Here is a 24,896-nt window from a genome sequence, read left to right as displayed (position 1 = left end):
CACGTGTATTTTCGCCTTCTGCTGTTATCGCTGTTTCTGTTGGTGATGGGCCCCATGCCGGCCTTGGCCAAGGCTTCGGATATCGTTCCAGGCCCTGCCAACGAACGGGAGGGCTATGCCGATGCGTCCTCTTGCAAAGGCTGTCATGCCCCACAGGCCGCGCTGTGGAAGGATTCCGACCATGCCTGGGCGATGCGCGATGCAACTCCAGGCAATGTACTCGGCGCTTTCGACGGCCGCAGCTTCGACGAGGCAGGGGTCAAGGCGCGTTTCTGGCGCAAGGGCGAGCATTACTACGTCACGACTGAAGGCGCTGATGGCAAGATGGCGGATTTTCGCGTGCGCTACACCTTTGGCCACCGACCGTTGCAGCAGTATTTGGTGGAATTTCCCGGGGGGCGCCTGCAGGCGTTGACCCTCGCCTGGGACAGTCGCAGCAAGCAGGACGCAGGACAGCGCTGGTTCTCTCTGTACCCAGGCCAACGGTTTGCGCCGGACGACGCCCTACACTGGACAGGGCGCTACCAAAACTGGAACGGCATGTGCGCCGATTGCCACTCCACGCGCCTGCTCAAACACTACGATGACCAGCACGACCGCTACGCCACCACCTGGCAGGAGCAGACGGTGGGGTGCCAAGGCTGCCACGGCCCTGGGCAGGCTCATGTGGACTGGGCGAAGCAGGCGAACACCGACAAGCCACGCGCCACGGCAAGCGACATGCAACTGAGCGTGGACTTCAAGGCCTTGGATGGCAAAGGGTTGATCGAGCAATGTGCGTTCTGCCACAGCCGCAGGCAGTCACTCGGTACAGGGCAACAGCCGGGCAAGCCACAGCTCGACGCCTCGCTACCTGCAACCTTGCGTGAAGGCTTGTACCACGCCGATGGCCAGATCGATGGTGAGGTGTATGTCTACGGGTCCTTCACGCAAAGCAAGATGTATGCGGCAGGGGTCAGTTGCACGGACTGCCACGACCCTCACACCACCCGGGTGAAGCTCGAGGGCAACGCGCTGTGCCAGCAATGCCACAACCAACATCCACCCACCAATCGCTTTCCCAGCCTGCAGGCTCGCAACTACGACACCCCAGAGCACCATCACCATGTCCAAAGCTCTCCAGGCGCGCAATGCGTCAACTGCCATATGCCCAGCAAGACCTACATGGTCGTAGACCCACGTCGCGACCATAGCTTCCGCCTGCCGCGACCAGACTTGGCAGACAAGACGGCTAGCCCAGATGCCTGCACCGCTTGCCACGCTGACAAACCGCCGCGATGGGCCGCGACGGCCATCGAAGGGTGGTTCGGCGCGCCAAAGCGACCGGCCCATTACGGTGAGGCGTTCCATTCCGCCAGAACAGGGCAGGGCGATCGACTCAACCTGCTGACCGCCGTGATTGCCGACATCGGCAAGCCTGCCATTGTGCGTGCGACGGCCGCCCAGCAACTCGCGGAGATTGGTCCGCCTGCGATCACTCCACTGGGGTGGGCCCTGAACGCAAAAGATGGGGTAGTTCGCGCCTATGCCGCTGCCGGGTTTGCTCGCCTTCCCCCTCAGGCACGGATCAGACAGCTGCTTCCCTTGCTGGATGATCCGCTACTGGCCGTGCGCGACGAGGCGCTGCGAGGCCTGGCCGATGTTCCGCTTGACGCGTTGCCTGCCGAGCGACGCGCAGGCTTCAAGGCACAACTGGCCGACTATGAGCGGCGTCTGCGTGAGAATGCCGACTTGCCGGGTGGCCGGCTCAACCTCGCCGTATTGCTGCAGCGCGAAGGCCGAGAGCAGGAAGCGATCGCCCAGTACCGGGAGGCTCTACGTCTGGATACCCATTTCACGCCTGCCCGGGTGAACCTGGTGACGCTGTATTCCAACACGGGGCAACTCGATGCCGCCCAGCGGCAACTGCGCGAGGGTCTGGCGTTGGAGGGAATGCCCGCCGGGGATCATGGCAACCTCGCCTACATGCTGGCCTTGCTGCTGGCGGAGCAAGGCCAGGCTCAGGAGAGCGTGAAATGGCTGGACGTGGCGGCGAGGGAAATGCCAGGCAACGCGCGGGTCTTCTATAACCAAGGGTTGTTGCTGGCTCAATTGGATCGCCGCGATGACGCATTGCAGGCCTTGCATCAAGGGCTGGCCTCGTCACCGGACAACCCCGATCTGCTCTATGCCTTGATCTACCTGCACTCCAAAGCAGGGGAACTTGACCAGGTCGAACACTATGTGGAGCGCATGCGCCAAGTGGTGCCGGACGATCCGAGACTACCGCCGACCAAGCAGTGATAGGTCACTGCATAAGCTTTACACGACAGGCATCGGCGGGCTTTTCAATGGCGAACGATGGCCTGTGCGCTAGAGTTACCACCGATTCAGCGCAGCGATTGCCAGGACGTCAAGGAGAGGGACCGGGACCATGCGTGATGAGATTGCCAAGCTGCAAGCTCGGGTCGGCCAACAGGTACTTGGCCAGGAGCAGACCATCGGCCATATCATGCTGGCACTGTTGGCCAACGGGCACGTGCTGCTCGAAAGCCTGCCCGGGCTTGCCAAGACGCGCACGGTGAAGGCCTTGGCAACCCATCTGGATGCGCGCATGAGCCGTATCCAGTTCACGCCCGACTTGCTGCCTTCCGACATCACCGGTGGTGAGATCCTCCAGCAGACGGAAAATGGCAACCAGCTTCGCTTCCAGCCAGGGCCACTGTTCGGCAACGTGATCCTGGCTGACGAAATCAACCGCGCACCGGCCAAGGTGCAGGCAGCTTTGCTAGAGGCGATGGAAGAGCGTCAGATCACCGTCTCAGGCCAGACCCACCCGATGTCCGGGCTGTTCATGGTGCTAGCGACCCAGAACCCTATCGAGCAGGAAGGCACGTATCCCTTGCCGGAAGCGCAGATGGACCGCTTCCTGATGAAGCTGTTGATCGACTACCCCAAAGTAGAGGATGAAGCCCAGGTGTTGCGCATGGTGCGAAGCGAGGACTCGCACCGCGTGCCTCAGAGCGAGGTGGTACCGATGCCTCAGGAGACGATATTCGCCGCTCGCCGTGAAGTCGGTGGTGTGCATGTATCCGAGGCAATCGACCGGTATGTGATGGACCTGATCAACGCCACCCGCCATCCCGCTGACTATGACAGCGACCTGGCACGCTGGATCAAGGTCGGGGCCAGCCCTCGGGGAGGCATCAGCCTGGACCGGGTCTCGCGTGCCCATGCCTGGCTGCAGGGCAACGACTACGTGACACCGGACGATGTCCGTACAGTGCTGCATCCGGTGCTGCGTCACCGGCTGCTGCTCTCCTATGACGCCGTGGCCGACGGGATTGACGCCGACCAGGTGCTTGACCGCTTGTTGGACAAGGTCGCAGTCCCGGCCTGACAGGAGACAGCCATGTCTGGGCCCGTTATCGCCGATGGTTCGGTGTATGTGTCGCTCGAACAGCTGATGCTCTTGGAGTACCGCGTGCGCGACCTGAGTTTTCTCGCGCGACAGCCGTTGTCCAGCGTGCTGTCCGGCAGCCATGCCTCGCGCTTGCGCGGCCGTGGGCTGAGCTTCGATGAGTTGCGACAGTACTCGCCGGGAGATGATTTGCGTCATCTCGATTGGCGAGCGTCGCTGCGCTATAGCAAGCCGTTCGTACGTAGCTACACCGAAGAGCGCGATCGTCCGACATTATTGCTGGTCGATCAGCGCATGAGCATGTATTTCGGTTCGCGGCAGTGCTTCAAGTCCGTCACGGCCGCGCAGTTGGGGGCGATTGGCGCATGGATGGCATTTCGTGCCGGGGACCGGGTGGGCGGCTTGGTGTTCAATGACCAACACATCGAAACAGTGCGTCCCCTGCGCAGCCGCGCCCGGGTCGAGGCGCTGTGCTCGGCCATGGTCCGTCACAACCAGGCGCTGCATGCCGGCCACGTCGATGACGAGCAGCCGGAACAGCTTGATCGTGTATTGCGTCAGTGCCTGGGCATTGCCGGGCACGATCACCTGATCGTGGTCATCAGCGATTTTTCCGGAACGACTGACCAGACCTTGCAGCTGCTGCGCCAGCTGCGTGCCCATAACGATGTCCTGGCATTGCAGGTGTTCGATCCCATTGCTTTGCAACTGCCTGAAAAGGGCAGGGTGAGGGTGACCCAGGGGGAGCTGCAGGTAGAGCTGGAAATCGCCCGTCGCCAGGTTCATCGCCCGTTGGGTGACTTTCTTAGTGCAAGGCTCAAGGAGGTCGCCACTTTGCTGCGGCGCAGTCAGGTTCCCTTGATGATGTTCAGCACTGGTCGGGACAGCCTTGTGCAACTGAGGGCGGAGCTGGGCCGGTTATCGGCGGTGCCGCGATGAGCCGTACACCGGGCCCCAGCATCGACCAACTGAGCGAGCTTGGGCTGCCGGCCATGCCCACCAGCTATTGGCCCCAGACATGGGGCTGGTTGGCTTTGCTGGGCATGGTGGTGGTGGTCTTGGGGGCGCTGGCCACTTGGCGCTATTTGCATTGGCGGCGAAATCGTTACCGGCGTGAAGCATTGGCTTGTCTGGCGAGCCTGGAACAGGCTGTGCAAGACCCAGCCCGGCGCCTGGCGGCGTTACGCGAGATCCCGCCATTGCTCAAACGGGTCGCATTGTCGATGCCTGACGGTGCGCGCGCTACCGGTTTGCGCGACGCCCAATGGCAGGCATTCCTGCAACGCCACAGTTCCAAGCCGCTGCCTGCGTCCTTCGCCCAGCATCTGGCCCTGCTGGCGTATGCACCGGCCGATCGCCTGATGGCATTGGCTGACGAAGAGGTCCAGGCAATGTTAAATGCGTGCCGTCAGTGGATCGAGGTGCACCATGTGGCAGCTTGAATACCCCTGGGTGTTGCTGTTGCTGCCGGTGTCCTGGCTGGCTTACCGCTACCTGCCTGCCTACCATGAGTCGCGCAGCGCGATGCGGGTGCCATTCTTCGCCGCGATGAGCCGTGCCGTGGGCCAGGAGCCCGGGCGCGTCACCGTTGCCGGTGGTCGCTGGCAATTGCTTCTGGCTTGGCTGGTCTGGGTGCTGGTGTTGCTTGCCTGTACTCGGCCTGTCTGGGTGGAAAAGCCGATCGTGCGGGAGCAGCCGGTCCGCGACCTCATGCTTGCGATCGATATCTCCCAATCCATGGCAACCACCGACTACAGCACCCCAGAGGGGCAACGGATCGATCGTCTCCACGCCGTGAAGGACGTCGTGCGTGACTTCATCCAACGGCGCAAAGACGATCGTATCGGGCTGATCGTCTTCGGCACCGGTGCATATCCGCAGGCCCCGCTGACCCTCGATCACACCAGCTTGGGCATACTGCTCGATGAAGTGGGTATTGGCATGGCCGGACCCAATACCGCCCTAGGCGACGCTATCGGCCTTTCGATCAAGCTGCTTGATGGCGCCTCGGAGCAGGAAAAAGTGCTGATCCTGCTCACCGACGGCAATGACACCAGCAGCGCCATCACACCGGACCATGCCGCAGCCATGGCACACGACCGGGGCATCCGGGTGCACACGATCGGCATTGGCGATCCTGAGGCCAGCGGGGAGGCCAAGGTCGATCTGCAGGCCTTGCAGCACATAGCCCAGGTGACCGGTGGGCAATTCTTTCGCGCCGGCGACAGCGATGCATTGCGACAGGTATATGCCACGCTCGATCGCATCACGGCGCATCGGGTCAAAACCTTGAGCCATCAACCCAAACGCGATCTGTTCTGGTGGCCACTGGGGGCTGCGCTGATGTTTCTTCTGTTCGGTCACGGTCTGGCGGCAGGGGCGGGCCTGCGCGCCACATCCCACTCATCCGATGCGAAGGCGCAAGGCTGATATGAACATCGACCTGACGGCTTTTCACTTTCTGCGTCCGCTGTGGCTGTTGATGATTATCCCTGGGGTGCTGCTCCCGGTTCTGTGGGCGCGCCGTCATGACCTGATTCACCAGCTTGATGGGATCATCGCGCCGCATCTGGTCAAGCATCTGGTGATTGCCCCGCAGGACCGTCGCCGAGTACGACCGGTACACGTGCTCGGTGCAATGTTGGTGCTCGGTGCGCTGGCCGCCGCCGGGCCGACGTGGGAACAGGATACGCCGGCATTTCTGGACAACCGCGCGCCGCTCATCCTGGCCGTGGACCTTTCGCCTTCGATGGATGCGGACGATGTGCCGCCTTCGCGTCTGGCCGCGGCGCGGCATACCCTGCACGATCTGATCCAGCGACGCGCAGGCAGTCGCGTGGCGTTGATCGCTTACGCCGGTAGTGCCCACCTGGTACTGCCGGCGACCCACGATGTGGCGTTGCTCGACAGCTTTCTGCGAGTGTTGTCGAGCGACTTGATCGATCGTCCGGGGAAGGATGCCTTGGGGGTGATTGTCCTGGCCAAGCGCTTGCTGGCCGCCGAACAAGCACCGGGCACGCTGGTGTTGGTGACCGACGGGGCCGATGCGACTCAGTTCGATGCCATTGGCACACACTTGCAAGGCAGCGATTTGCAGGTATTGGTCCTGGCAGTCGGCAGTCAGGACGGCGTCGTGGTGCATGATGCCCAGGGCCGGCCCAAAACCGACGCGCACGGCCAGACTCAGCGCGCGCCGTTCGACCGTGTAGGCCTCGAAGGCCTGGCCAAGGCGGCTGATGCGCCGCTGGGCAGCCTGACCTTGAGCGATGAAGATCTGGATTGGATCGAATTGCATGCCCAGCGGCATTTCCAGTCCGTACAAGCGGCCGGGCAGCCGCCGCATTGGAAAGACGCCGGCTACTGGCTGTGCTGGCCGCTATTGGTATTGGCGTTGCTGGCCGTGCGCCGCGGTTGGCGGGTTCACTGGCTAGGCGGATGGTTGTTGGCGCTGCTGGTCGGGGCGACTGGGCAAACCGCCCACGCCGGGCCCCTAGCCGACGCGTTCTTCACTCCCGACCAACAGGGACGCTGGGCCTTCGAACATCGCCACTACCCAGACGCCGCACGCCATTTCAACGACCCTTATTGGAAAGGCCTGGCGGCCTACCGCGCGGCGCAGTTCGATGTGGCACTGGAACATTTCGCCCGCTTGGACACCGCATCAGCGTACTTCTACCAAGGCAATACGTATGTGCGTCTGTCTCGGTTCGACCAGGCAATCGCCGCCTACCAGCAGGCACTGAAACGGCAGGCGACCTTTCCCGAGGCCAGCGCCAACCTGGCCCTGGCGCAGGCCTTGCTGAAGGACCGCGACGAACAACAGCAGGCCGGACCGCCCAACGAGAAGGCTGACAAGATCGAATTCGATAACACCTCAGGCAAAGGCAAGACGATCCAGCGCAGCGCCGGGCAGGCCAGCTCCGATCAAGTGTGGTTGGACAACCTCAATACCTCGCCGGCCCAGTTCCTCAAGCGCAAGTTCCTTCTTCAGGATGCCGCCAGGGAGGCCACCCCATGAAATACCTGCTGTTGGTCATGCTGTTTCCACTGCTGGCCCAAGCCGCTGAACCCCAAGTCAAGGTTCGCAGCCAACTGCTGCCGGCGCAAAAGGTACTGGTGGGCGGTACCGTGGTGTTGCAGATCGATCTGCTGGTCGATACTTGGTTCAACGCGGCTCCTCGTTTACCGAAGCTGTCGTTGGAAGGCGCTGTGGTTTCCGGGCCCAGTGGCGAAGCCACGCACTTGAATGAACAGATCGACGGCAAGGCATTCTTCGGGCTGCGCCTTAGCTACCAGATCATCCCTGAGCAAGCGGGAGGGTATGACATTCCTCCCTTGGCGATCGAAGTGCAGCCAGGTCAAAGCAGTGGGCCACTCACGGTGCACAGCCAGGCGCTGCACTTCGTCGCAAGCCAACCTGCCGGCAGCGACCAACTGCAACGACTGGTGGCAAGCCACGTCCAGTTCAGCCAGACCCTGGAACGCTCACACACACCACTGCGGGTGGGGGACAGCGTCACCCGGCGCCTGCACGTGCAGGCCCTGGCGGCCCAGGCGATGTTGATCCCGCCTCCGGAATTTGCCCAGATCGACGGGCTCAAGCGTTACCTTCAAACGCCGTTGGTCAGTGAGCTGAGCGATGGACGAGGTGGGGTCAGTGGCGGGCAGCGGGAGGATGCCGTGACCTATGTGGTGACACGGACAGGTCGCTACCAGTTGCCAGCCATCGAACTGCAGTGGTGGGATGCTGCCACGGCACAACCTCGGACCGCCACGGTGCCTGCCCTAGAGCTCGAAGCGACCGGCGCTGCTACCTACCAGGCACCCTTTTCTATCAGCGACGATCTGCGCGCCTTGGGGCAAAAAGCCCAGGTACGGGTCGCAGGGCACTGGTTACTGGTGCTGTCAGCACTGGTCCTGCTTGCAGGGGTGGGCTGCTTCGGACGTCGCTGGGCAGTGGCGCTGCGCAACCGCTGGCGGCTGTGGTCCGAGCTGCGGGAGCAGGCTCGCCTGGCCTCGGCCGACTACGCCTGGCGCCAGGTCGCTGGACAGCTGTCCCAGGACCCACCCCAGCTCAGTGCATTGTATGTCTGGTACCGCCGTGTCACGGGATGTCGTGAAATGAGAACGGCTTCCCGTCCGCTACCCCTTGCTGTTTCCGAATGTTTGCTAGCTTTCTTTAGATCGCGCTATGGCAGCGGTCCGGCTGACCCACAAGCCACTGCCGAGCTTGCCCAGGTGTTGCCTGAGCTGCGCAGCGCAGTGGACCCGCCGCAGCGATCGTCGCCTGATCGCCATGCGCTGAAACCACTGAATCCCTGAAACGTGTCAGACCCTGCATTCATCAAGGAAAGCGTATGCATCTGAAGACCACCTCGCGTTCGATTCACTGGTTGTTGGTCCTGGCGCTGTTCCTGCCGGCGCTGGCGAGGGCGGCAGAGGCCTTGCCATCATGGAATGATGGGCCATCGCGTGAGGCGATCATCGATTTTGTCGAGGCAGTCAGTGCCGAGGGAAGCAAGGACTACGTGGCCCCGGCCCAGCGCATCGCGGTGTTCGACAATGACGGTACGCTGTGGAGCGAACAACCGATGTATTTCCAGGTGCTGTTCGCCATGGCCGAAGTCAGACGCCTGGCTGCGCACCACCCGCAGTGGAAAAGCCAGCAGCCGTTCAAGGCGGTGCTTGAAAACGACCAGAAGACCTTGGCCGCCAGTGGCATGAAAGGGCTGATGCAGATCGTCACCGCCACCCACACCGGCATTAGCACAGAAGCCTTCAGGCAGAACGCCCAGCGCTGGCTCGCCAGCAATGTTCACCCTCGTACCCACAGGCCCTACACCGAGATGGTCTTCCAGCCCATGCTCGAACTGCTCGCCTACCTGCGTGCCAATGGGTTCAAGACCTACATCGTTTCCGGTGGCGAAGTCGCGTTCATGCGTACCTTCGCCGAAGAGGTCTACGGCATCCCGCCCGAGCAGGTCATCGGCACCACCTTCGCCAGCCGTTTCCAGGACTTGGACGGCGAACTGACCATCCAGCGTCTTGCGCCGCTGACCCACAATGACGACGGTCCAGGCAAGCCGGAGAGTATCGAGGCCTATATCGGCCGCCGGCCGATCCTGGCTTTCGGCAACTCCGACGGAGACCTGCAGATGCTGCAGTGGACCATGGCCGGACCGGGCCGACGTCTGGCAGGCCTGGTGCACCACACCGACGCGGGCCGGGAATGGGCATACGACCGGCAAAGCGGGGTGGGGAGGCTGGACAAGGCCCTCGATGAAGCAAGACACAAGGAGTGGGTAATCGTGGACATGGCCAAGGAATGGAATCGGATCTACCCCTTCGATCAGGAAACACATCCATAACGCCAATACCCATAACCACAGCGGTGCAACGAGAAAACCTGTCAGGCCGTCGGCGTCTCGATGCTCAGGTAGTCGTGGAACACGACAAGCAACCAGAACGGAGAAGCACCAATGAAACACTCAGGACGGTGGTTATCGCGTCTCGCCCTCGCGGCGACCGCGATAGTGGGATGCTCAATGGCCTCGGCAGCGGACAAACCGAACATCCTGGTGATATTTGGCGATGACATCGGCCAAACCAACATCAGCGCGTATGCGCATGGTGTGGTCGGCTATCAGACGCCCAACATCGATCGCATCGCCAAGGAAGGAATGATGTTCACCGACTATTACGCCGAAAACAGCTGCACGGCGGGGCGGTCGACATTCATCACGGGCCAGTCGGCTTTGCGTACCGGCCTTTCCAAGGTCGGCATGCCTGGCGTCAAGGTCGGCCTGCAGGACCGCGACGTGACCATCGCCCAGGCACTCAAGGCCCTGGGCTACGCGACCGGCCAGTTTGGCAAGAACCACCTGGGCGATCGCGATGAGTACCTGCCGACCAACCATGGTTTTGACGAGTTCTTCGGCAACCTCTATCACCTCAACGCCGAGGAGGAGCCCGAGCGCCCCTACTGGCCGAAGGATCCAAACGACCCCTTCGTCAAGGCTGCCTCTCCGCGCGGGGTGATTCATTCCACGGCCGACGGCAAAATCGAAGACACCGGTGCGCTGAACAGTAAGCGCATGGAAACCATCGATGACGACACTACCCAGGCCGCAATCAACTTTATCGACAAACAGGCCAAGGCTGACAAACCCTTCTTCGTCTGGATGAACACCACGCGCATGCACGCTTTCACCCACGTGCGCGAAGCAATGAAAGGGCAGAGCGGCATGGTGGGCAACGAGTATGCCGACGGCATGCTCGAGCACGACGGCGATGTCGGCAAGTTGCTCAAAGCGCTGGATGATCTCAAGCTGACCGACAACACGATTGTCGTCTACACCACCGATAACGGGCCAAACCAGTGGTCTTGGCCGGATGCGGCCACCACGCCGTTCCGTAACGAGAAGAACTCCAACTGGGAGGGCGCCTACCGGGTTCCGGCCATGGTGCGCTGGCCGGGCAAGATCAAGGCAGGTGAAGTGACCACGCAGATGTTCTCGGGGCTGGACTGGTTCCCCACCTTGCTTGCAGCGGCAGGCAGCACGGACATCAAGGAGCGCCTGCTCAAAGGGGCTGATGTGGGCGGCAAGAACTTCAAGGTGCACCTGGACGGCTACAACCAGCTGGACTTCCTGACGGGCAAGAAGGACAAGAGTGCCCGCGAGGAATTCTATTACTTCAGCGATGACGGTGACCTTGTGGCCATGCGTTACAACGACTGGAAGCTGGTGTTCTGCGAGCAGCGCGCGCCCGGTGGCTTCAAGGTCTGGAGCGAGCCTTTCACCTGTCTGCGGGTGCCGAAACTGTTCAACCTGCGCATGGACCCATATGAGCGGGCCGACGTGGTATCTGACCAGTACTACGACTGGGTGGCGAAGAACGACTACCTGATCTTTGAAGGTACCCGCCGAGCGGCAGCCTTCCTGCAGACGTTCGTCGATTACCCGCCTAGCCAACGCCCGGCCAGCTTCAGCATCGACCAGATCCGGGCCGATGTGGACAAGCAGATCGAGGCCAAGATGAGCAAGGGCGCCAAGTAGGCCTCAACGGAACTGGATGCAGGCGTCGCCTGCGTCCGTCTTTCGGCCTGCGGCGAAGTTTCGACGCAGGCCTCTTTCGTACAATAAGGCTTTCCAATGCCCTCAGCCGCCAGTTCGTCTCGTTCGCACACACCTCGCCCGGCTGCTGCGCAGGTGCGCGCCCGGGCCCGTCTGAAGTTTTGGCTGCCGGCCTTGCTGATGTTCCTGTCCGGCGGTGCGGCACTGGTGTATCAAGTGCTCTGGGTCAAACAATTGTCCCTGGTGGTGGGGGTGGAGGTATATGCCGTCACCACGGCCATCAGTGCGTTTTTTGCAGGCCTGGCGCTCGGCGGCCTGGCTTTCGGGCGCTGGGCTGACCGCTTGTCCCGTCCAGTGATGCTGTATGCGGGACTAGAACTGCTGGTCGCGGCGCTCGGCCTTGGTGCGACCCTTTGCTTGGGGAAAGCTGCCGGAGCGTTTGCCCAGTTGGAGGCGAGCGTTGGGGCGTTGGCTTGGATGCTGCCTTTTGCGCTGGTGGGGTTCCCTGCCTTTTTCATGGGCGGAACACTGCCGGTGCTGGTCAGGGCCCTGGCGCCAAACTCGGACCAGACGGGGCGTGCCGGCGGGGGACTCTATGCCGCCAATACCGCAGGAGCCATCGCAGGGACCCTCGCAGCCGCGTTCATCTTGTTGCCGGGTCTCGGCGTGCTGGCCAGTGCATGTGTCGCAGCACTGTTCAATGTCCTGGCGGCCATCGTGGCGCTGCGCGTCGCACGCTTGAGCATCGCACCGGCGCCGCATACAGCCATGGCCAGCCGAGCCCATAGCGGTCCGGCCCGCTTGGCTATCGCTCTTTACTGTATCGCCGGTGGCGTAGCGCTCGGCTATGAGGTGGTCTGGACCCAATCGATCGTGCAGTTCATGAGCACGCGGGCCTTCGCGTTCGCTGTGGTGCTGGCCACTTACCTGTGTGGTTTGGTGATCGGCAGTGCGTTATATGCCCGGCAGGCCGATCGGATCCGTGACCCTTGGGGTATGTTCGGCCTGCTGATCGCCACCGCTGGGTTGTTGGCAATCCTTCAGGTCGCTGGACTCGGGCAGTGGCTGGTCGATGCGCAAAGCTTGGCCGAGCGGTGGGTACGCGTTATGGGTGGCAACGAACTTGCGGGCATGTCGGCACGCTTTGCGGTTGCCGGCGTGAGTGTGGTGCTGTTGCCGACGACTTTGTTGGGAGCCGCGTTTCCCTTGGTCGTTCGATTGACCGTTGACAGCGACCATGTCGGCCGCGATGTCGGCGTGGTTGTCGCCCTCAACACCCTCGGCGGCATTCTGGGCGTGATGCTAACCGGTTTCGTGCTGGTGCCGGTGCTGGGCCTGGTACGCAGCTTGGCGGTGCTGGCACTGCTCGCGGCGGTGGTGGCTGGCTTGGCCGTCTGGCGGGGCGTGCAGGTGAGCCGCGGGATGCGTGTGAGTGTCAGCCTGATGGGCTTGGCGACCCTGGCGTGCGGAATATTTACACCCCCACAGCACTTGGCGAACTTGATGCCGGCGACCCGCAGCGGCCAGCTCGCGTTCTATCAGGAAGGGCGCGGTGGCACCGTGGCAGTGGTGCGCCAGGGCACGGGCCAACGGCAGTTCAGCCGGCTGTACATCCAAGGTGTGTCGAACACCGGGGATGCGATGCCTTCGTTGCGCTACATGCGTCTGCAGGCCTTGCTGCCCCTGCTGATTCACCGGGGCGAGCCACGCTCGGCCTTGGTCATCGGCTTTGGTACCGGCATCACCGCAGGCGCGATGCTGCGCTACCAGGATCTGCAACACCCCGTAGTGGCTGAACTATTGCCCGAGGTGCTGAAGGCTGCGCCCTATTTTCGTGGGACCTTCGACGCCATCAACGACCCTCGCCTGGATATCCGCTTGCGTGATGGCCGCCGCGAGTTGCTGCGTAACAGCAACCGTTACGACATGATCACGCTGGAGCCGCCACCGCCGTCAGCAGCAGGCGTCGTGAACCTGTACTCACGCGACTTTTATGACCTGGCCGCCAGTCGACTGGCCGACAACGGGCTCGTTGCCCAGTGGCTGCCACTGCCGACCCAGAACGACGACGACAGCCGCTCGCTGGTGCGCAGCTTCATCGATACCTTCCCCTATGCATCGCTGTGGACCACCGAGTTCCACGAGATGCTGCTCATCGGCTCCTTGCAGCCGCTGCAACTTGATGCGTCGCGCATCCAGGCGCGTTTTGCCCAGCCGCAAGTGGCAGACGCCCTGGGCGAAGTCGGGATCGACTCAGCGGCAGCCCTGCTTGCGACTTGGATCACCGATCGCGAGGGCCTGGAAACCTATGCCGGCGGTGCACGCCCCGTGACCGATGACCAACCGCGCATCGAGTACGCCGCCTGGGTACGAGCCAAGGAAATCACTCGGGTACTGCCTGCGTTGCTGGCCTTGCGGCGAGATCCCCCTTTACTCAATGCACCGCCTTCGCTGCAGGCGGACGTCAATGACCAGTGGAAGCGTCTGAGGCGTTTCTATGATGTGAGCCTCATGGCCTACCGGGGTGACCGTCAGGGCTGGGCCAGGGAGGTACGTGCGGTCGTCCGCGAGGACGGGGATAACCCTTACTACCGTTGGTTTATCGGAAATCCGCGTTGACCCCATGGACAGGAGGTTTAGATGACCCTACGCAAGCGATTGCTTTGGCTGCTGGCGCCGCCTCTGGTGGTGGCGCTGGCGCTGATCTACGTCTTGGCCCATGGCCTGCTGTTGAGCCGGTTGGATCTGGAGGATGAGCAACGATTGATTGCCGAAGCCGCGCAGATGCGTGCATTGCTCAACAACCAGTTCGAGCGTGACCATGACCGTCTGCAGAGTTTTGTGCAGACCTTGGCGCCAGAGGCGGCGACTGGCGCAATCCTGCCGGTGCCGGAGGTGACTCTGGGCCGGATGAATGTCGATTTTCTCGTGCGCCTTGACGCGCAAGGCCACGTCAGCGCCGCGCAGTGGTTACCGGTAGACATGAGCTCATTGGTCTACCTCGATACCGGTTTGCACCCGAGCCAACAGACGTTGCGCGCTGATGTGCTGCATAGGGTCGAGCGTCTGGCGCAAGGCGGTGAGGTGCTGTCCGGGCCTGGGCAGTTGCTGGCCGTGCAGGGGGTGCCGATGATTCTGGTCGGGGTACCGGTCGATCCAGCAGGATCGACAAGCGCTGGGGTCTTGTATGCCGGGCACCTTCTCAACGGCACCCGCATCGCCGATTTGCAACGTCAACTCCAAGGCGTGCTGCATCTGTTGCCCTCCGAACCCGTCGAGGGTGAGCAACAGATCGCCATCAGTGCGCGTCAGGTGCTCGATGACACCCGTCAGCGGATCTTCCTGCTGTTCAACAATGCCACCGACAAACGCAGGCCTGCACTGGAGCTGACGCGCGATCGGTCCCTCTACGTGGAGGGCAAAGCGCAGATCCATCTGTTCCTCAGCGTGTCAGCCCTGCTGGCTGTACTGGCTTGGTTGCTGATCTACCTTGGGCTGGAGCGGTTCGTGTTGCGCAGGGTGTCGCGCATGCATCAACAGTTCTTAGGCATCGGCCCGGACACGGCCGGCCAACGCTTGAGTGATCGCGGCCAGGATGAGCTGGGGTCGCTCGCGCAGGAGGCCAATCGCATGCTCGATCGCCTCGAACAAAGCGAGGCCCGCGACCGCGCCATTCTACGAGCCATGCAGGAAGGCTACTTCGAGCTCGATACCCAAGGACGGCTGCAATCGGCGAACCCCGCATTCTGCCGGCTGCTGGGGCTGTCATCACAGGACATCACCGGGCGCAATGCCAGTGAATGGCTTGAGGAGTGCGACGAGGGCCAACTGCACACGCTGTTCGAGACGCACGGGCAGGGCGAGGTACCGGCATTCGCGGGCCGCATGTACCGCGCCGATGGCAGTGTTGGCCACTACGAAACGCACCTGTCGGTCATCCTGGACTCCCAGGCACAGCTGCAGGGCTATCGCGGCATCCTGCATGACGTCAGCGACCACGTCGAATATCAGAACCAGTTGTACGACATGGCCTATTTGGATGCCTTGACGGGACTTGGCAACCGCAAGGCGTTCTACGAACACCTCAAACGTAGCCTGGCCGATAGCAAAGGGCCGCTAGCGTTGTTGTTCATCGACCTGGACCGCTTCAAGCAGGTCAACGACACCTTTGGCCATGACGCCGGTGATGATTTGTTGGTGCACACGGCCAACCGCTTGCGTGATGCGGTGCGCAAACCGGACCGCGCCTATCGACTGGGCGGGGATGAGTTCACGCTGATCCTGCCGGGCACCGGCGAGCAGGATGCGGCGCGCCTGGCGCAGCGGTTGCTGCAGGTGCTGGGCGAGCCCGTACAGCTCGATGAGCAGGTGATCGATTTCGTCACCCCCAGCATTGGCATCGCGCTCTATCCGAAGCATGCGCGGGATCTGGATTCACTGGTCAAGGCCGCCGACCAGGCCATGTACGAGGCCAAGCGCCAGCGTAATCAGGTGTGCTTGTTCCAGTCGCAGCCTTTGGCGAACGTTATCGAGCCTGAACAACAGGGGCGTTCGCGCTGAAAAGGTCCTCTGACTCATTCCAGATACTGACCGCGCCATGTCTGATGCGCTGTGAGATCAAGCTGGCAGGTTGATTGTCGCTGTGGATAAGGGCAGAATTCCTACGTAATACGTGGTATGTACCACGGTACGATTTTAGGAGTGGACATGGCCCGGGTCGGCATCAACAAGGCGTCAGTGCAGCAGGCGCGACAGGCACTACTGGCCAGGGGAGAGCACCCGAGTATCGACGCAGTACGTATCGAGCTCGGCAACACCGGTTCCAAGACCACGATCCACCGGTATCTCAAAGAGTTGGACGGGCAGCCTCCAGCCCCGTTGGACACTGCGAGCCTGAGCGCCCAACTGAGCGGCCTGGTCGAGCAATTGGCCGAGCAGCTCAACGACGAGGCCCAGGCACGTCTGCGCGAGGCTGAAGCGGCTTTCGAGGCGCAGCGCGAGCAGCTGCAAGACCAAGTACAGATGGCGCAGCAGGCACTGGCGGCAGCGCAGCAACAGTTGCAGATTCAAGCGAGTGCGCTGCAGGCCGAATCCGAAAAACTGCTGACGACCCAAAGCACCTTGCAAGCGGAACAATTGCGCAGCGCCAGCCTTAACCAGGCACTGGAAGAGGTGCAGGTGCGCCTGGCCGACAAGCACGAGCAGGTGCGTTCACTGGAAGAGAAGCACCGCCACGCCCGCGAACAGCGCGAACAGGATCAGCGCCGCCATGAGGCGCAGGTACAGCAATTGCAGAGGGAGCTGCATCAACTGCAGCAGGACTTGCAGGTACGCCAGGAAGAGGCCACACATCTTCACCGGGACAACGAGCGGTTGATCGCAGAGCATCGTCAGACTGTGGAGCAGCGCACGGCGCTGGAGGCGCAATTGGAGCAGCGCGATGCCCAAGTGCAAGGGCTGCGCTCGATCCTAGCCCAGGCCCAAGGCGCAAGCGACGAGATACGCCGTCAGTTGCAGAGCCAGACAGTGCAACTGGAGCAAAAGCGCGAGCTGTGCGGCGAACAGGCACGCCAACTCGAGCGTCTGCAGGGCATGCTTGATGCGCGGACCGAGGCACTATCGGCCTGCGAGGCCCGGCTGGCGCAGAGGGAAGCCAAGCAGTGATGCCGCTGGGCATGGGAACCGGCAGACGAATCAAACTTATCCGCCAGGGCGGGTTCTTCCCTAGACACTCGCCTGGAGACTCGCCATGAACCCGTCTGATTCCCGCAAGCCCGACCAGGGGCCGCATTCCTCCGAAAACGCCACCCACAAGAACGATCTGGGCTTCGACCCGGACTCACCTGATCTCGAAGATCCACAAGTAGACCCGCAAGGGCCGGCCAAGCCGCCCCGGGATGACGAAAAGAAAGCGTGAGCGCAAAGGGCCGCAAGGCGGCCCCTAGCTCATTACTGGTCTACTTTCTTGGCTTCCTCGACCCCCGCGGACGATAGCTTGATCGGGTAGACGACGTTCAATTGGTGCTCAGCGTCCACATCGACACTGCCGTCCTGGATGAGGCCCTGTTCCTGCAGGGTCTTGAGCATCCCCGCCACGGCCTTTTCGCCGCGATAGTTATCCAGCAGCTCCTTGCCCAGCCCTTGCGGGTGGGCATGGAGCAGGCGGGTGAGGATTTCTGATCGCAATGCATCGTTACTCATGATGCGCCTCACGTTCGTTGCAGGTCATTTGCCGTATTTGGCCTGGAGTTGCTTGGCCTGTTCCAGGTGATGCTCGAGCTTAGGCAGGGTTTCGCTGGCAAAAGCCTTGAGCTCGGCCTTGTCGGAGGTGCTGGCTTCTTCCTTGAACAGCTTCACGGCTTTCTCGTGGGCGTCGACCTGGTTGTTGATGTAGGACTTGTCGAAGGATTCGTCGCGCCATTCCAGGATCACTTTCTTGACCTTGTCGGTCAGCGCGGCTTCATCCGGTGTGCTCAGGTCCAGGGAGCGGGCGATGTCGCCGAGCTTCTGGTTGGCTTTAGTGTGGTCGGTAACCATCTGCTGGGCGAAGGCCTTGATTTCAGGGCTTTTGCTTTTTTCTTGGGCCAGGTTGCCGGCCACGACTTCGGCGATGCCGGCTTCGGTCGCATCGTCGACAAAGTCATTGGAGCTGGCGGCCAGCACGTGCATCGACGCCATGCCGAGTGCGACGGTCAACCCGACGCGCTTGAGGAACAGATTGCTCATGTGTCACTCCTTATCCATTGGCGCGACCTCAGTGTCGCTTATGGTTGAGCGCAGCCTATGGGCAAAGGTTTGATTTTTCTGTGCCGTGGCGGCACCAACGGTCATTGGTTTGAACATTGGGGCAAGACGAGGCTCAGAGATTCAAAGGTTGCATCGAGGAGCGGTCCATGAGCATCGAACGTAGCATTCCGGAGCTTGAGGCCTGGTACGCCCAGTACGATGACGCGAGCTATCGGCGCGAATCGCCAGACGCCTACCATCATGAGCTGGTGCGTACCGCCGAGGCGCTGCGTGACGACGGCGCGATCGACTGGGACGACTGGCTGGCGCTCAAAGCCCTGGCCGACCAGGCCCATGTGCGCGCCCTCGAGGAAGCCGTGCAGGCCCATGTGGACGACCCTGACGCATGAAGACATTGAAAATTGCCACGTTCAATATCAATGGTATCCGCAGCCGCCTGCCAGGCTTGCTGGCCTGGCTCGAGCGCGAGCAGCCGGATGTGGCCTGCCTTCAGGAACTCAAGGCTGCAGACAAGGACTTTCCGCGCGAGGCGCTGGAGGCGGCGGGCTATGGCTGCCTGTACCACGGGCAAGCGTCGTGGAACGGCGTGGCCATCCTGGCCCGAGGCAGCGAACCGCTCGAAGTGCGCCGAGGTCTGCCAGGCATGGACGACGACAGCCAGAGCCGTTACCTGGAAGCCGCAGTGCATGGCGTCCTGATCGCCTGCCTTTATCTGCCCAATGGCAACCCTCAGCCGGGCCCCAAGTTCGACTACAAACTGCGCTGGTTCGAGTGCCTGATCGGCCACGCCAGAACGCTGCTCGACAGCGGCCACCCGACAGTATTGGCGGGGGACTTCAATGTGGTGCCCACCGACCAGGACATCTACAACACCCGCTCCTGGCTCAAGGACGCGTTGCTCCAGCCTGAATCCCGGGCGTGCTACCAACGCCTGCTCGAACAAGGCTGGAGCGATGCGATCCGCCAGTTGCATCCTGATGCGCAGGTTTTCACGTTCTGGGATTACTTTCGTAATCACTGGCCCCGCAATGCGGGCCTGCGCATCGATCACCTGTTGCTCAGCCCAGCGCTTTCTGCGCGGCTCCTGGCCGCCGGTGTTCACGCCTGGGTGCGCAACGAACCGAAGGCCAGCGACCATGCGCCGGCCTGGATCGAGCTGTCCGCACCCCCGCGTCACTGATCTATAGTCAAGGGCGGTAGGGTGCTGGACACAAGGGACTGTAATGGCAGCAAGCAGGAGGCAGGACGAGGAGGGACCGTTCGCCGTGACTGGCGAGGGCCGCGCCGTTGCCTTGTTCCGCCTGGTACTGAGCTTCATGGCGGTCGTGATGCTGGCCTTCGTGCTGATCGAAGGCTGGCGGATCTGGCGCGACTATCGGCATGCCTTCCTCAACGCCGAAGATGCGGTAACCAACCTGGCCCGGGCGACAGCCCAGCATGCCGAAGATGCCATTCGCCAAGTCGATGCGATTACGGCCGCACTGGCCGAGCGCATCGAGGGTGATGGCTTCGACCACCTGGACCGGCCTCGGCTGCATGCGCTGCTCAGGCAACAAAAAGCGATCATGCCGCAATTGCATGGGTTGTTCGTCTACGGCGCCGATGGGCGCTGGATCGTCACCGATCAACTGACCATCGCCCCGCGGGCCAACAATGCTGACCGCGATTACTTCATCTATCACCGCACCCACGCCGACCGAGGCGTGCGCGTTGGCTCGGTGGTGCGCAGTCGTTCCACAGGTGATCTGATCATTCCGATCTCACGGCGGCTGAACAACCCCGACGGCAGCTTCGCCGGCGTGCTGCTGGGTTCGATCAAGGTGGATTGGTTCGTGCGCTATTACGGCGACTTCAAGATAGACGAACGCGGTGCGCTCGTGCTGGCCATGCGCGATGGCACCATTCTCGTGCGCCGGCCCTTCGTGGAGCAGGTGGTGGGGCGCAGCCTGGCCGACAGCGAGATCTTTCGCAACCACCTGCCTTACGCCGACCAGGGTGTGGTGGAAGCCGTCGCGGTGGTCGACGGCACGCCGCGTCTGTATGCCTACCGGGCGTTGGCCAATTATCCATTGGTGGTCGAGGCTGGACTGTCGCGTGAGTCGATCATCGCGCCTTGGCGCCACGACATGCTCAAGTCGGCCGCGGTGTTATTGCTGTTGCTGTCGGGACTCGCGGCCTTCGGCTGGGTGGTGCTGCGCCAGCTGCGCGAGCGCATTGCCATCGAGCGCGCACTGCACCAGGCGCATCAGACGCTCAAATCCTTGGCCCTGACCGATAGCCTGACCGGCCTTGGCAACCGCCGTCGGTTGGATGGGGTGTTCGAGGCGGAGATCCGTCGAGCCCGGCGTCAGGCCTATCCCTTGGCCCTGGTGATGATCGACCTGGACTACTTCAAGGCCTATAACGACCGCTACGGCCATCTGGCGGGTGACCAATGCCTGCGGCGCGTTGGCGAGTTGCTGGGCCACGCATTGAAGCGCCCTGGCGACCTGGCGGTGCGCTACGGCGGCGAAGAGTTCACGCTGTTGCTGCCCAACACCGACGCCCAAGGTGCGGTGGCGATCGTGCAGGAGATACTCATGCTGCTGCGTCGGCAGGTGATCGAGCATGCTGGCAGCCCCTTGGGGCAGGTATCGGCCAGCGCCGGAATCGCAGTGGGCTCTCCGGGGGCGGAGGCGATCACACCAGAGAGCCTGACAGCCGCCGCCGACGCCGCCCTGTATGAGGCCAAGCGCCAAGGGCGTGACCGCTACAGCCTGGCGAGCAGTGCGCTAGCCAATTGCTAACCGCATGGCGCAACGCCCGGACAGGCCATAGGCCTGTTCACTGCGCAATATGCCCCGCAAGCGTTCATCCAACTGCGCAGGCTCCAGGATGGTGAACCCCTGGCGGGCGTAGAACGGCGCATTCCACGGTACATCAGTGAAGGTAGTCAGCGTGACACCTTGCAATCCACGGCTGCGAGCAGCCTCGACAGCCGTCTGCAACAAGCGGCGGCCCAGCCCTTTGCCTTGGGCGTGCTCTTGTACCGAGAGCTCCAGAATGTGCAACTCGCTGGCGGTGGTTTGCGCACAGATGAACCCGATCGGCACATCTTGCTCGTCCACCGCGACCCAACTGGCCTGCTGCGCGATGCAGCACTGATGCGTGGCGTCTTCCAGCACATCGGCTTGTGCCAGCCAGGCCAGTTCAGGCAAGCGCTTGAAGGCTTGAGCAGCGGAGCGTTCGACCGCTGCGAGCTGGGCGAGGTCGTGGCAGTGTGTGAGACGGATACGCATGGGGCTGTCCTTGGCGAAAAAGAGTCGGCTGAAAGTGTCTGTCAGGCCGACACAAGCTTCATGGAAAAACCTCCGAAGGGAGGGCCGGCAATGGTAACCTTGCCCACCTCGTTGCTCATCTCGGACTGTTACATGTTGTTCAATCTCGCCATCCTGTTCGGCACGCTAGTGGCCATGGAGGGCGTCGGCACGCTGGCTCACAAGTACATCATGCATGGCTGGGGCTGGTGGCTGCACCGATCGCACCATGAGCCGCACCTGGGCATGCTGGAGACCAACGATGTCTACCTGGTGGCCCTGGCGCTGGTCGCAGCGGGCCTGGTGGCGCTGGGCAAGGCGGGCTACGCGCCGCTGCAGTGGGTTGGCGGCGGTGTGGCGGGGTATGGCGTGTTGTATGTGCTGGCCCACGATGGGCTCTTTCATCGTCACTGGCCTTGCGCGCCCAAACCTGTGAACCGCTACCTCAAGCGCCTGTATCGGGCGCATCGACTGCACCATGCGATGCCTGGACGCAAGGGAAGCGTGTCGTTCGGATTCTTCTACGCGCCACCCTTGCGTGTACTCAAGCGTCAGGTGCAGGCCCGCAAACATCGCTAGGTTCAGGCCTTGCGGCGCAGCAGGACGATGAAGAACAGCCCGCCGATGGCGGCCGTGGCAATACCGATGGGCAGGTCCTGAGGCGCGATGAGTGTGCGCGCACCGATATCCACCCACACCACGAACAACGCGCCGAGCAGGGCGCAGGCAGGCAGCAGTCGACGGTGCTCGGCACCGACCAGGCGACGGGCGACGTGGGGCAGCATCAGGCCGACGAAACCGATGGCGCCGGAAAGCGATACCAGCACCCCCGTCAGCAGGGCACAGCCAACGAACACTTGAGCTCGCACACGGCGCGGCTCGAAGCCAAGGCTGACGGCAGTCTGTTCACCGCTCATCAACCCGTTCAATGCCCGGGCCAGGCTCATCAGCAGCACAAACCCAGCCAGCACGCAGATCGCCGGCAGCCAAAGCAGCGGCCACTGTGCCAAGCCCAGGCCACCGAGCATCCAGAACATCACCGAACTGGCTGCATGAGGGTCGCCGGTGTACAGCAGCAGGTTGGCCAGCGCCATGACCAGGAACGACACAGCCACCCCGGCCAGCAGTAGCCTGTCGCTGTCCAGTCGACCGCGCCGGCTAGCCACTGCCAGGACCAGCAACATGCTGCCCAAGGCGCCGACGAAGGCTGCCAGGGGTAGGCTGAAAGGGCCTGCAAAGGTGCCGATGAAAAGCACCACCAGCACCGCTCCGAGTACCGCACCAGAGCTGACGCCCAGCAGGTGCGGGTCGGCCAACGGATTGCGGGTGACGGCCTGCAAGGCACCACCAACCAGGGCCAGGCCTGCCCCCACCAATGCCCCGAGCAGTACCCGTGGGGCGCGGATCTGCCAGACGATTTGCGCCTGCCCCCGGCTCCAGTCGCCCATATCGGTCATACCCAACTGATACAGCGTGATGCCCGTGACCTTCGCCAGCGGCACATGGGCCGCGCCAAAGCCCAGGGACAGCAGGCAAGAGAACAGCACACCGATCAGCAGCAGCGACATCAGCAGGCGATAGCCCCCTGGGCTACGAACCGGCATCAGTGCGTTGCCTTGGCGAACAGTTGAGGATGCAGGGCCGCAGCCAATTGCTCGATGGCACTTGCGTTGTCCACCGATGGGGTGACCTGCAGGTACGACAGCACTACGAAGCGTCGCTCTCGAATGGCCTGTACCTCGCTCAAGGCGGGGTGATTTAGCAGGAAATCGCGTTTTTGCGCCCAACTCGTCGGCCCGTAGTCAACGATGACGATCACTTCCGGATCCCGCGCCACGACGCTCTCCCAATTGACCTGGGTCCAGCTGGCATTCACGTCGGCCATCACGTTGTCGGCACCGGCGGCCTCAAACAGTGCCTGGGGCATGCCGAGTCGGCCAGAAGTGGTGGGGCGGTCTTCGCCGCTGTCGTAGAGAAAGACGCGGGGTTTGTGTTGCACTGGGGCCAGTTGCGCGTGGACCTGCGCAACGCGCTGCTGCAGATGCTCGACAAGCACGTTGGCCCGCGGTTGAACGTCGAAGATGCGCCCCAGGTTGAGCAGGTCCTGGTACAGGTCCTCCAGGCTTGCCTGGCGCCGGGGCATGATCCATGAGCAGGATTCGCTCAACTCATACACGGGGATGCCCAGCGGTGCGAGGGTCTGCGGCGTCAGCGGGCCGCCCACGTTCATGCCGTAACCCCAGCCAGCGAACAGAAAGTCGGCCTGGGCATCAAGGAGGTTCTCCGGCGACGGATAGCGCGGTGCAAGTTCAGGAAGGCCGGTCAAGGCCTCACGCAGGGACGGGTCGAGGGTCTTCCAACCGCTGACACCGCTGTAGCCGACCATCCGCTCGCGCAGCCCCAGTGCCAGCAGCATCCCGGTGAGGTTGATGTCGTGACTCACAGCCCGCTGGGGCGCTTGGGTGAAGGTGATGTCGCGCTCGCAACTGCGCACGGTGACGGGGTAACTGTCAGCCCAGGCTGCGAAGGGCAGGGCGGCGAGCAGGGCCAGATGAGTCAGGCGTCGCTTCATGCGGGGGTGATCCAGGTAATACGTGGGTGGGGCGCCAATGGGTGGCGATCGACCAGGGCGCGAACACCAAAGACTTGCGCCAGGCGGTGCTCGGTCAGCACTTGCTCCGGTGTCCCTTGCGCGACGATGCGACCTGCATCGAGCACATACAGGCGATCGCAGAAGGCTGCGGCCAGGTTCAGGTCGTGGAAACTCGCCAACAGGCCTAGACCAGTACCACGCAGGTGTTCGAGCAAGGCCAGTTGGTAACGTGGGTCGAGATGATTGGTCGGCTCGTCCAGGATCAACAAGTGCGGTTGCTGCACCAGTGCCCGAGCCAGCAATACACGTTGCTTCTCACCGCCGGATAGCGGCGCAAAGCCCTGGTCGGCTCGGGCATGCAGGCCTAGTCGCTGCAGGCAGGCATCGATCAATGCCTGGTCGTCATGGCTGTCGAACCAACCTTGGTGCGGGGTTCGGCCCATGGCGACCACGTCGCGCACACTCAGGCCGAAATCTTCGGGAAACTCCTGCAGCATCACTGCCACGCGCTGGGCGACCCAGCGTGGGGACCGTTGCCAGATGTCTTCGTTTTCCAGCAGCACGCGCCCGCCATCGGGTCGGGTAAAGCGATAGGCGCAGCGCAACAGGCTGGTCTTGCCGCTGCCATTGGGGCCGATCAGGCCGACGAATTCACCGGGGTGGACTTGCAGGTCGATGTCGTCGAGCAGGCGTTGACCGCCGGGCGAGGGAGCCCAGTGCACGCTTTCCAGACGTAGGGTAGGGGATGACATGCAGACCAACCGTACCGGGGGGTGAATGAAGCC

23 protein-coding genes are annotated in these 24,896 nt (G+C 62.6%); 17 read left to right on the top strand and 6 right to left on the bottom strand.

Going from position 1 to position 24,896, the window contains the following annotated elements; translation table 11 throughout:
* Nucleotides 1–45: 45 nt before the first annotated feature.
* The 13 genes from DQ397_RS12645 (at nt 46) to DQ397_RS24520 (ending at nt 17,392) form a co-directional block, all read left to right on the top strand.
* Nucleotides 46–2,283: a tetratricopeptide repeat protein gene (locus DQ397_RS12645; RefSeq protein ID WP_080642097.1), complete on the top strand. Its 2,238-nt coding sequence runs from the start codon at nt 46–48 to the stop codon at nt 2,281–2,283.
* A 130-nt stretch (nt 2,284–2,413) separates the two neighbouring features.
* Complete coding sequence (locus tag DQ397_RS12640; RefSeq protein ID WP_043210567.1) at nt 2,414–3,379, top strand: MoxR family ATPase; 966 nt, start codon at nt 2,414–2,416, stop codon at nt 3,377–3,379.
* A 12-nt stretch (nt 3,380–3,391) separates the two neighbouring features.
* Nucleotides 3,392–4,339 (top strand): DUF58 domain-containing protein, encoded by a 948-nt coding sequence (locus DQ397_RS12635; protein WP_043210564.1) that lies wholly within the window; start codon nt 3,392–3,394, stop codon nt 4,337–4,339.
* A complete protein-coding gene (locus DQ397_RS12630; protein ID WP_043210562.1) occupies nt 4,336–4,842 on the top strand; it encodes a DUF4381 domain-containing protein in 507 nt (168 codons plus the stop codon). The genes DQ397_RS12635 and DQ397_RS12630 overlap by 4 nt, the downstream gene beginning before the upstream one ends.
* Complete coding sequence (locus DQ397_RS12625; protein WP_052352451.1) at nt 4,829–5,830, top strand: VWA domain-containing protein; 1,002 nt, start codon at nt 4,829–4,831, stop codon at nt 5,828–5,830. Before DQ397_RS12630 ends, DQ397_RS12625 begins: the two co-directional genes overlap by 14 nt.
* Nucleotide 5,831: 1 nt before the next feature.
* On the top strand, nt 5,832–7,418 hold the full coding sequence (locus DQ397_RS12620) for a VWA domain-containing protein (protein ID WP_043210560.1): 1,587 nt from the start codon (nt 5,832–5,834) through the stop codon (nt 7,416–7,418).
* The gene (locus DQ397_RS12615) at nt 7,415–8,722 is read left to right on the top strand and encodes a BatD family protein (protein WP_043210558.1); all 1,308 of its coding nucleotides are present in this window, start codon (nt 7,415–7,417) and stop codon (nt 8,720–8,722) included. The genes DQ397_RS12620 and DQ397_RS12615 overlap by 4 nt, the downstream gene beginning before the upstream one ends.
* 35 nt (nt 8,723–8,757) lie before the next feature.
* A complete protein-coding gene (locus DQ397_RS12610) occupies nt 8,758–9,768 on the top strand; it encodes an HAD family phosphatase (RefSeq protein WP_148921557.1) in 1,011 nt (336 codons plus the stop codon).
* Nucleotides 9,769–9,879: 111 nt separating this feature from the next.
* Nucleotides 9,880–11,457, top strand: a complete 1,578-nt coding sequence (locus DQ397_RS12605) for an arylsulfatase (protein ID WP_043210556.1) — start codon at nt 9,880–9,882, stop codon at nt 11,455–11,457.
* Between the two features lie 96 nt (nt 11,458–11,553).
* Entirely contained in the window at nt 11,554–14,094 is a 2,541-nt protein-coding gene (locus DQ397_RS12600) for a fused MFS/spermidine synthase (protein ID WP_043210554.1), read from the top strand.
* A 21-nt stretch (nt 14,095–14,115) separates the two neighbouring features.
* Entirely contained in the window at nt 14,116–16,035 is a 1,920-nt protein-coding gene (locus DQ397_RS12595; protein ID WP_052352450.1) for a diguanylate cyclase domain-containing protein, read from the top strand.
* 147 nt (nt 16,036–16,182) lie between these two features.
* Nucleotides 16,183–17,139 (top strand): DNA-binding protein, encoded by a 957-nt coding sequence (locus DQ397_RS12590; protein WP_043210551.1) that lies wholly within the window; start codon nt 16,183–16,185, stop codon nt 17,137–17,139.
* Nucleotides 17,140–17,224: 85 nt separating this feature from the next.
* On the top strand, nt 17,225–17,392 hold the full coding sequence (locus DQ397_RS24520; RefSeq protein WP_167358058.1) for a DUF6021 family protein: 168 nt from the start codon (nt 17,225–17,227) through the stop codon (nt 17,390–17,392).
* A 32-nt stretch (nt 17,393–17,424) separates the two neighbouring features.
* Here DQ397_RS24520 and DQ397_RS12585 read toward each other — a convergent pair whose 3' ends face one another.
* Nucleotides 17,425–17,676 (bottom strand): hypothetical protein, encoded by a 252-nt coding sequence (locus tag DQ397_RS12585; protein ID WP_043210548.1) that lies wholly within the window; start codon nt 17,674–17,676, stop codon nt 17,425–17,427.
* Nucleotides 17,677–17,700: 24 nt separating this feature from the next.
* The gene (locus DQ397_RS12580) at nt 17,701–18,201 is read right to left on the bottom strand and encodes a DUF4142 domain-containing protein (RefSeq protein ID WP_043210547.1); all 501 of its coding nucleotides are present in this window, start codon (nt 18,199–18,201) and stop codon (nt 17,701–17,703) included.
* 167 nt (nt 18,202–18,368) lie between these two features.
* On the opposite strand from DQ397_RS12580, the gene DQ397_RS12575 reads away from it, so the two are divergent.
* Genes DQ397_RS12575 through DQ397_RS12565 form a run of 3 tightly spaced genes read left to right on the top strand, consistent with a single transcriptional unit; the run spans nt 18,369 to nt 21,008 of the window.
* Nucleotides 18,369–18,611: a hypothetical protein gene (locus DQ397_RS12575; protein ID WP_043210544.1), complete on the top strand. Its 243-nt coding sequence runs from the start codon at nt 18,369–18,371 to the stop codon at nt 18,609–18,611.
* Entirely contained in the window at nt 18,608–19,402 is a 795-nt protein-coding gene (xth, locus tag DQ397_RS12570) for an exodeoxyribonuclease III (RefSeq protein ID WP_043210542.1), read from the top strand. Before DQ397_RS12575 ends, xth begins: the two co-directional genes overlap by 4 nt.
* Nucleotides 19,403–19,445: 43 nt before the next feature.
* A complete protein-coding gene (locus tag DQ397_RS12565) occupies nt 19,446–21,008 on the top strand; it encodes a sensor domain-containing diguanylate cyclase (RefSeq protein ID WP_043210540.1) in 1,563 nt (520 codons plus the stop codon).
* Here the strand turns inward: DQ397_RS12565 and DQ397_RS12560 are convergent.
* A complete protein-coding gene (locus DQ397_RS12560) occupies nt 20,994–21,500 on the bottom strand; it encodes a GNAT family N-acetyltransferase (protein WP_043210539.1) in 507 nt (168 codons plus the stop codon). The two genes, DQ397_RS12565 and DQ397_RS12560, sit on opposite strands and share 15 nt — an antisense overlap.
* 132 nt (nt 21,501–21,632) lie before the next feature.
* On the opposite strand from DQ397_RS12560, the gene DQ397_RS12555 reads away from it, so the two are divergent.
* The gene (locus DQ397_RS12555; RefSeq protein WP_043210605.1) at nt 21,633–22,097 is read left to right on the top strand and encodes a sterol desaturase family protein; all 465 of its coding nucleotides are present in this window, start codon (nt 21,633–21,635) and stop codon (nt 22,095–22,097) included.
* A gap of 2 nt (nt 22,098–22,099) precedes the next feature.
* On the opposite strand, the gene DQ397_RS12550 is transcribed toward DQ397_RS12555, so the two are convergent.
* Genes DQ397_RS12550 through DQ397_RS12540 form a run of 3 tightly spaced genes read right to left on the bottom strand, consistent with a single transcriptional unit; the run spans nt 22,100 to nt 24,863 of the window.
* On the bottom strand, nt 22,100–23,122 hold the full coding sequence (locus tag DQ397_RS12550) for an iron ABC transporter permease (RefSeq protein ID WP_043210537.1): 1,023 nt from the start codon (nt 23,120–23,122) through the stop codon (nt 22,100–22,102).
* Nucleotides 23,122–24,090 (bottom strand): ABC transporter substrate-binding protein, encoded by a 969-nt coding sequence (locus DQ397_RS12545; RefSeq protein ID WP_043210535.1) that lies wholly within the window; start codon nt 24,088–24,090, stop codon nt 23,122–23,124. Before DQ397_RS12545 ends, DQ397_RS12550 begins: the two co-directional genes overlap by 1 nt.
* Nucleotides 24,087–24,863 (bottom strand): ABC transporter ATP-binding protein, encoded by a 777-nt coding sequence (locus tag DQ397_RS12540; protein WP_043210533.1) that lies wholly within the window; start codon nt 24,861–24,863, stop codon nt 24,087–24,089. The genes DQ397_RS12545 and DQ397_RS12540 overlap by 4 nt, the downstream gene beginning before the upstream one ends.
* Between the last annotated feature and the right edge of the window lie 33 nt (nt 24,864–24,896).

Origin of the sequence: Pseudomonas sp. CK-NBRI-02, assembly GCF_008124495.1 — a bacterium.
Classification (GTDB): domain Bacteria; phylum Pseudomonadota; class Gammaproteobacteria; order Pseudomonadales; family Pseudomonadaceae; genus Aquipseudomonas; species Aquipseudomonas guariconensis.
This window is presented reverse-complemented; position numbering and strand designations above follow the sequence as displayed.

What these genes read in the sequence shown, in the direction of transcription:
- DQ397_RS12545 (WP_043210535.1), bottom strand. Translation starts at nt 24,090, where the DNA reads ATGAAGCGACGCCTGACTCATCTGGCCCTGCTCGCCGCCCTGCCCTTC.
- xth (WP_043210542.1), top strand. Translation starts at nt 18,608, where the DNA reads ATGAAGACATTGAAAATTGCCACGTTCAATATCAATGGTATCCGCAGC.
- DQ397_RS12590 (WP_043210551.1), top strand. Translation starts at nt 16,183, where the DNA reads ATGGCCCGGGTCGGCATCAACAAGGCGTCAGTGCAGCAGGCGCGACAG.
- DQ397_RS12585 (WP_043210548.1), bottom strand. Translation starts at nt 17,676, where the DNA reads ATGAGTAACGATGCATTGCGATCAGAAATCCTCACCCGCCTGCTCCAT.
- DQ397_RS12540 (WP_043210533.1), bottom strand. Translation starts at nt 24,863, where the DNA reads ATGTCATCCCCTACCCTACGTCTGGAAAGCGTGCACTGGGCTCCCTCG.
- DQ397_RS12610 (WP_148921557.1), top strand. Translation starts at nt 8,758, where the DNA reads ATGCATCTGAAGACCACCTCGCGTTCGATTCACTGGTTGTTGGTCCTG.
- DQ397_RS12625 (WP_052352451.1), top strand. Translation starts at nt 4,829, where the DNA reads ATGTGGCAGCTTGAATACCCCTGGGTGTTGCTGTTGCTGCCGGTGTCC.
- DQ397_RS12630 (WP_043210562.1), top strand. Translation starts at nt 4,336, where the DNA reads ATGAGCCGTACACCGGGCCCCAGCATCGACCAACTGAGCGAGCTTGGG.
- DQ397_RS12635 (WP_043210564.1), top strand. Translation starts at nt 3,392, where the DNA reads ATGTCTGGGCCCGTTATCGCCGATGGTTCGGTGTATGTGTCGCTCGAA.
- DQ397_RS12550 (WP_043210537.1), bottom strand. Translation starts at nt 23,122, where the DNA reads ATGCCGGTTCGTAGCCCAGGGGGCTATCGCCTGCTGATGTCGCTGCTG.
- DQ397_RS12640 (WP_043210567.1), top strand. Translation starts at nt 2,414, where the DNA reads ATGCGTGATGAGATTGCCAAGCTGCAAGCTCGGGTCGGCCAACAGGTA.
- DQ397_RS12645 (WP_080642097.1), top strand. Translation starts at nt 46, where the DNA reads ATGGGCCCCATGCCGGCCTTGGCCAAGGCTTCGGATATCGTTCCAGGC.
- DQ397_RS12575 (WP_043210544.1), top strand. Translation starts at nt 18,369, where the DNA reads ATGAGCATCGAACGTAGCATTCCGGAGCTTGAGGCCTGGTACGCCCAG.
- DQ397_RS12565 (WP_043210540.1), top strand. Translation starts at nt 19,446, where the DNA reads ATGGCAGCAAGCAGGAGGCAGGACGAGGAGGGACCGTTCGCCGTGACT.
- DQ397_RS12555 (WP_043210605.1), top strand. Translation starts at nt 21,633, where the DNA reads ATGTTGTTCAATCTCGCCATCCTGTTCGGCACGCTAGTGGCCATGGAG.
- DQ397_RS12580 (WP_043210547.1), bottom strand. Translation starts at nt 18,201, where the DNA reads ATGAGCAATCTGTTCCTCAAGCGCGTCGGGTTGACCGTCGCACTCGGC.
- DQ397_RS12600 (WP_043210554.1), top strand. Translation starts at nt 11,554, where the DNA reads ATGCCCTCAGCCGCCAGTTCGTCTCGTTCGCACACACCTCGCCCGGCT.
- DQ397_RS12560 (WP_043210539.1), bottom strand. Translation starts at nt 21,500, where the DNA reads ATGCGTATCCGTCTCACACACTGCCACGACCTCGCCCAGCTCGCAGCG.
- DQ397_RS12620 (WP_043210560.1), top strand. Translation starts at nt 5,832, where the DNA reads ATGAACATCGACCTGACGGCTTTTCACTTTCTGCGTCCGCTGTGGCTG.
- DQ397_RS24520 (WP_167358058.1), top strand. Translation starts at nt 17,225, where the DNA reads ATGAACCCGTCTGATTCCCGCAAGCCCGACCAGGGGCCGCATTCCTCC.
- DQ397_RS12595 (WP_052352450.1), top strand. Translation starts at nt 14,116, where the DNA reads ATGACCCTACGCAAGCGATTGCTTTGGCTGCTGGCGCCGCCTCTGGTG.
- DQ397_RS12605 (WP_043210556.1), top strand. Translation starts at nt 9,880, where the DNA reads ATGAAACACTCAGGACGGTGGTTATCGCGTCTCGCCCTCGCGGCGACC.
- DQ397_RS12615 (WP_043210558.1), top strand. Translation starts at nt 7,415, where the DNA reads ATGAAATACCTGCTGTTGGTCATGCTGTTTCCACTGCTGGCCCAAGCC.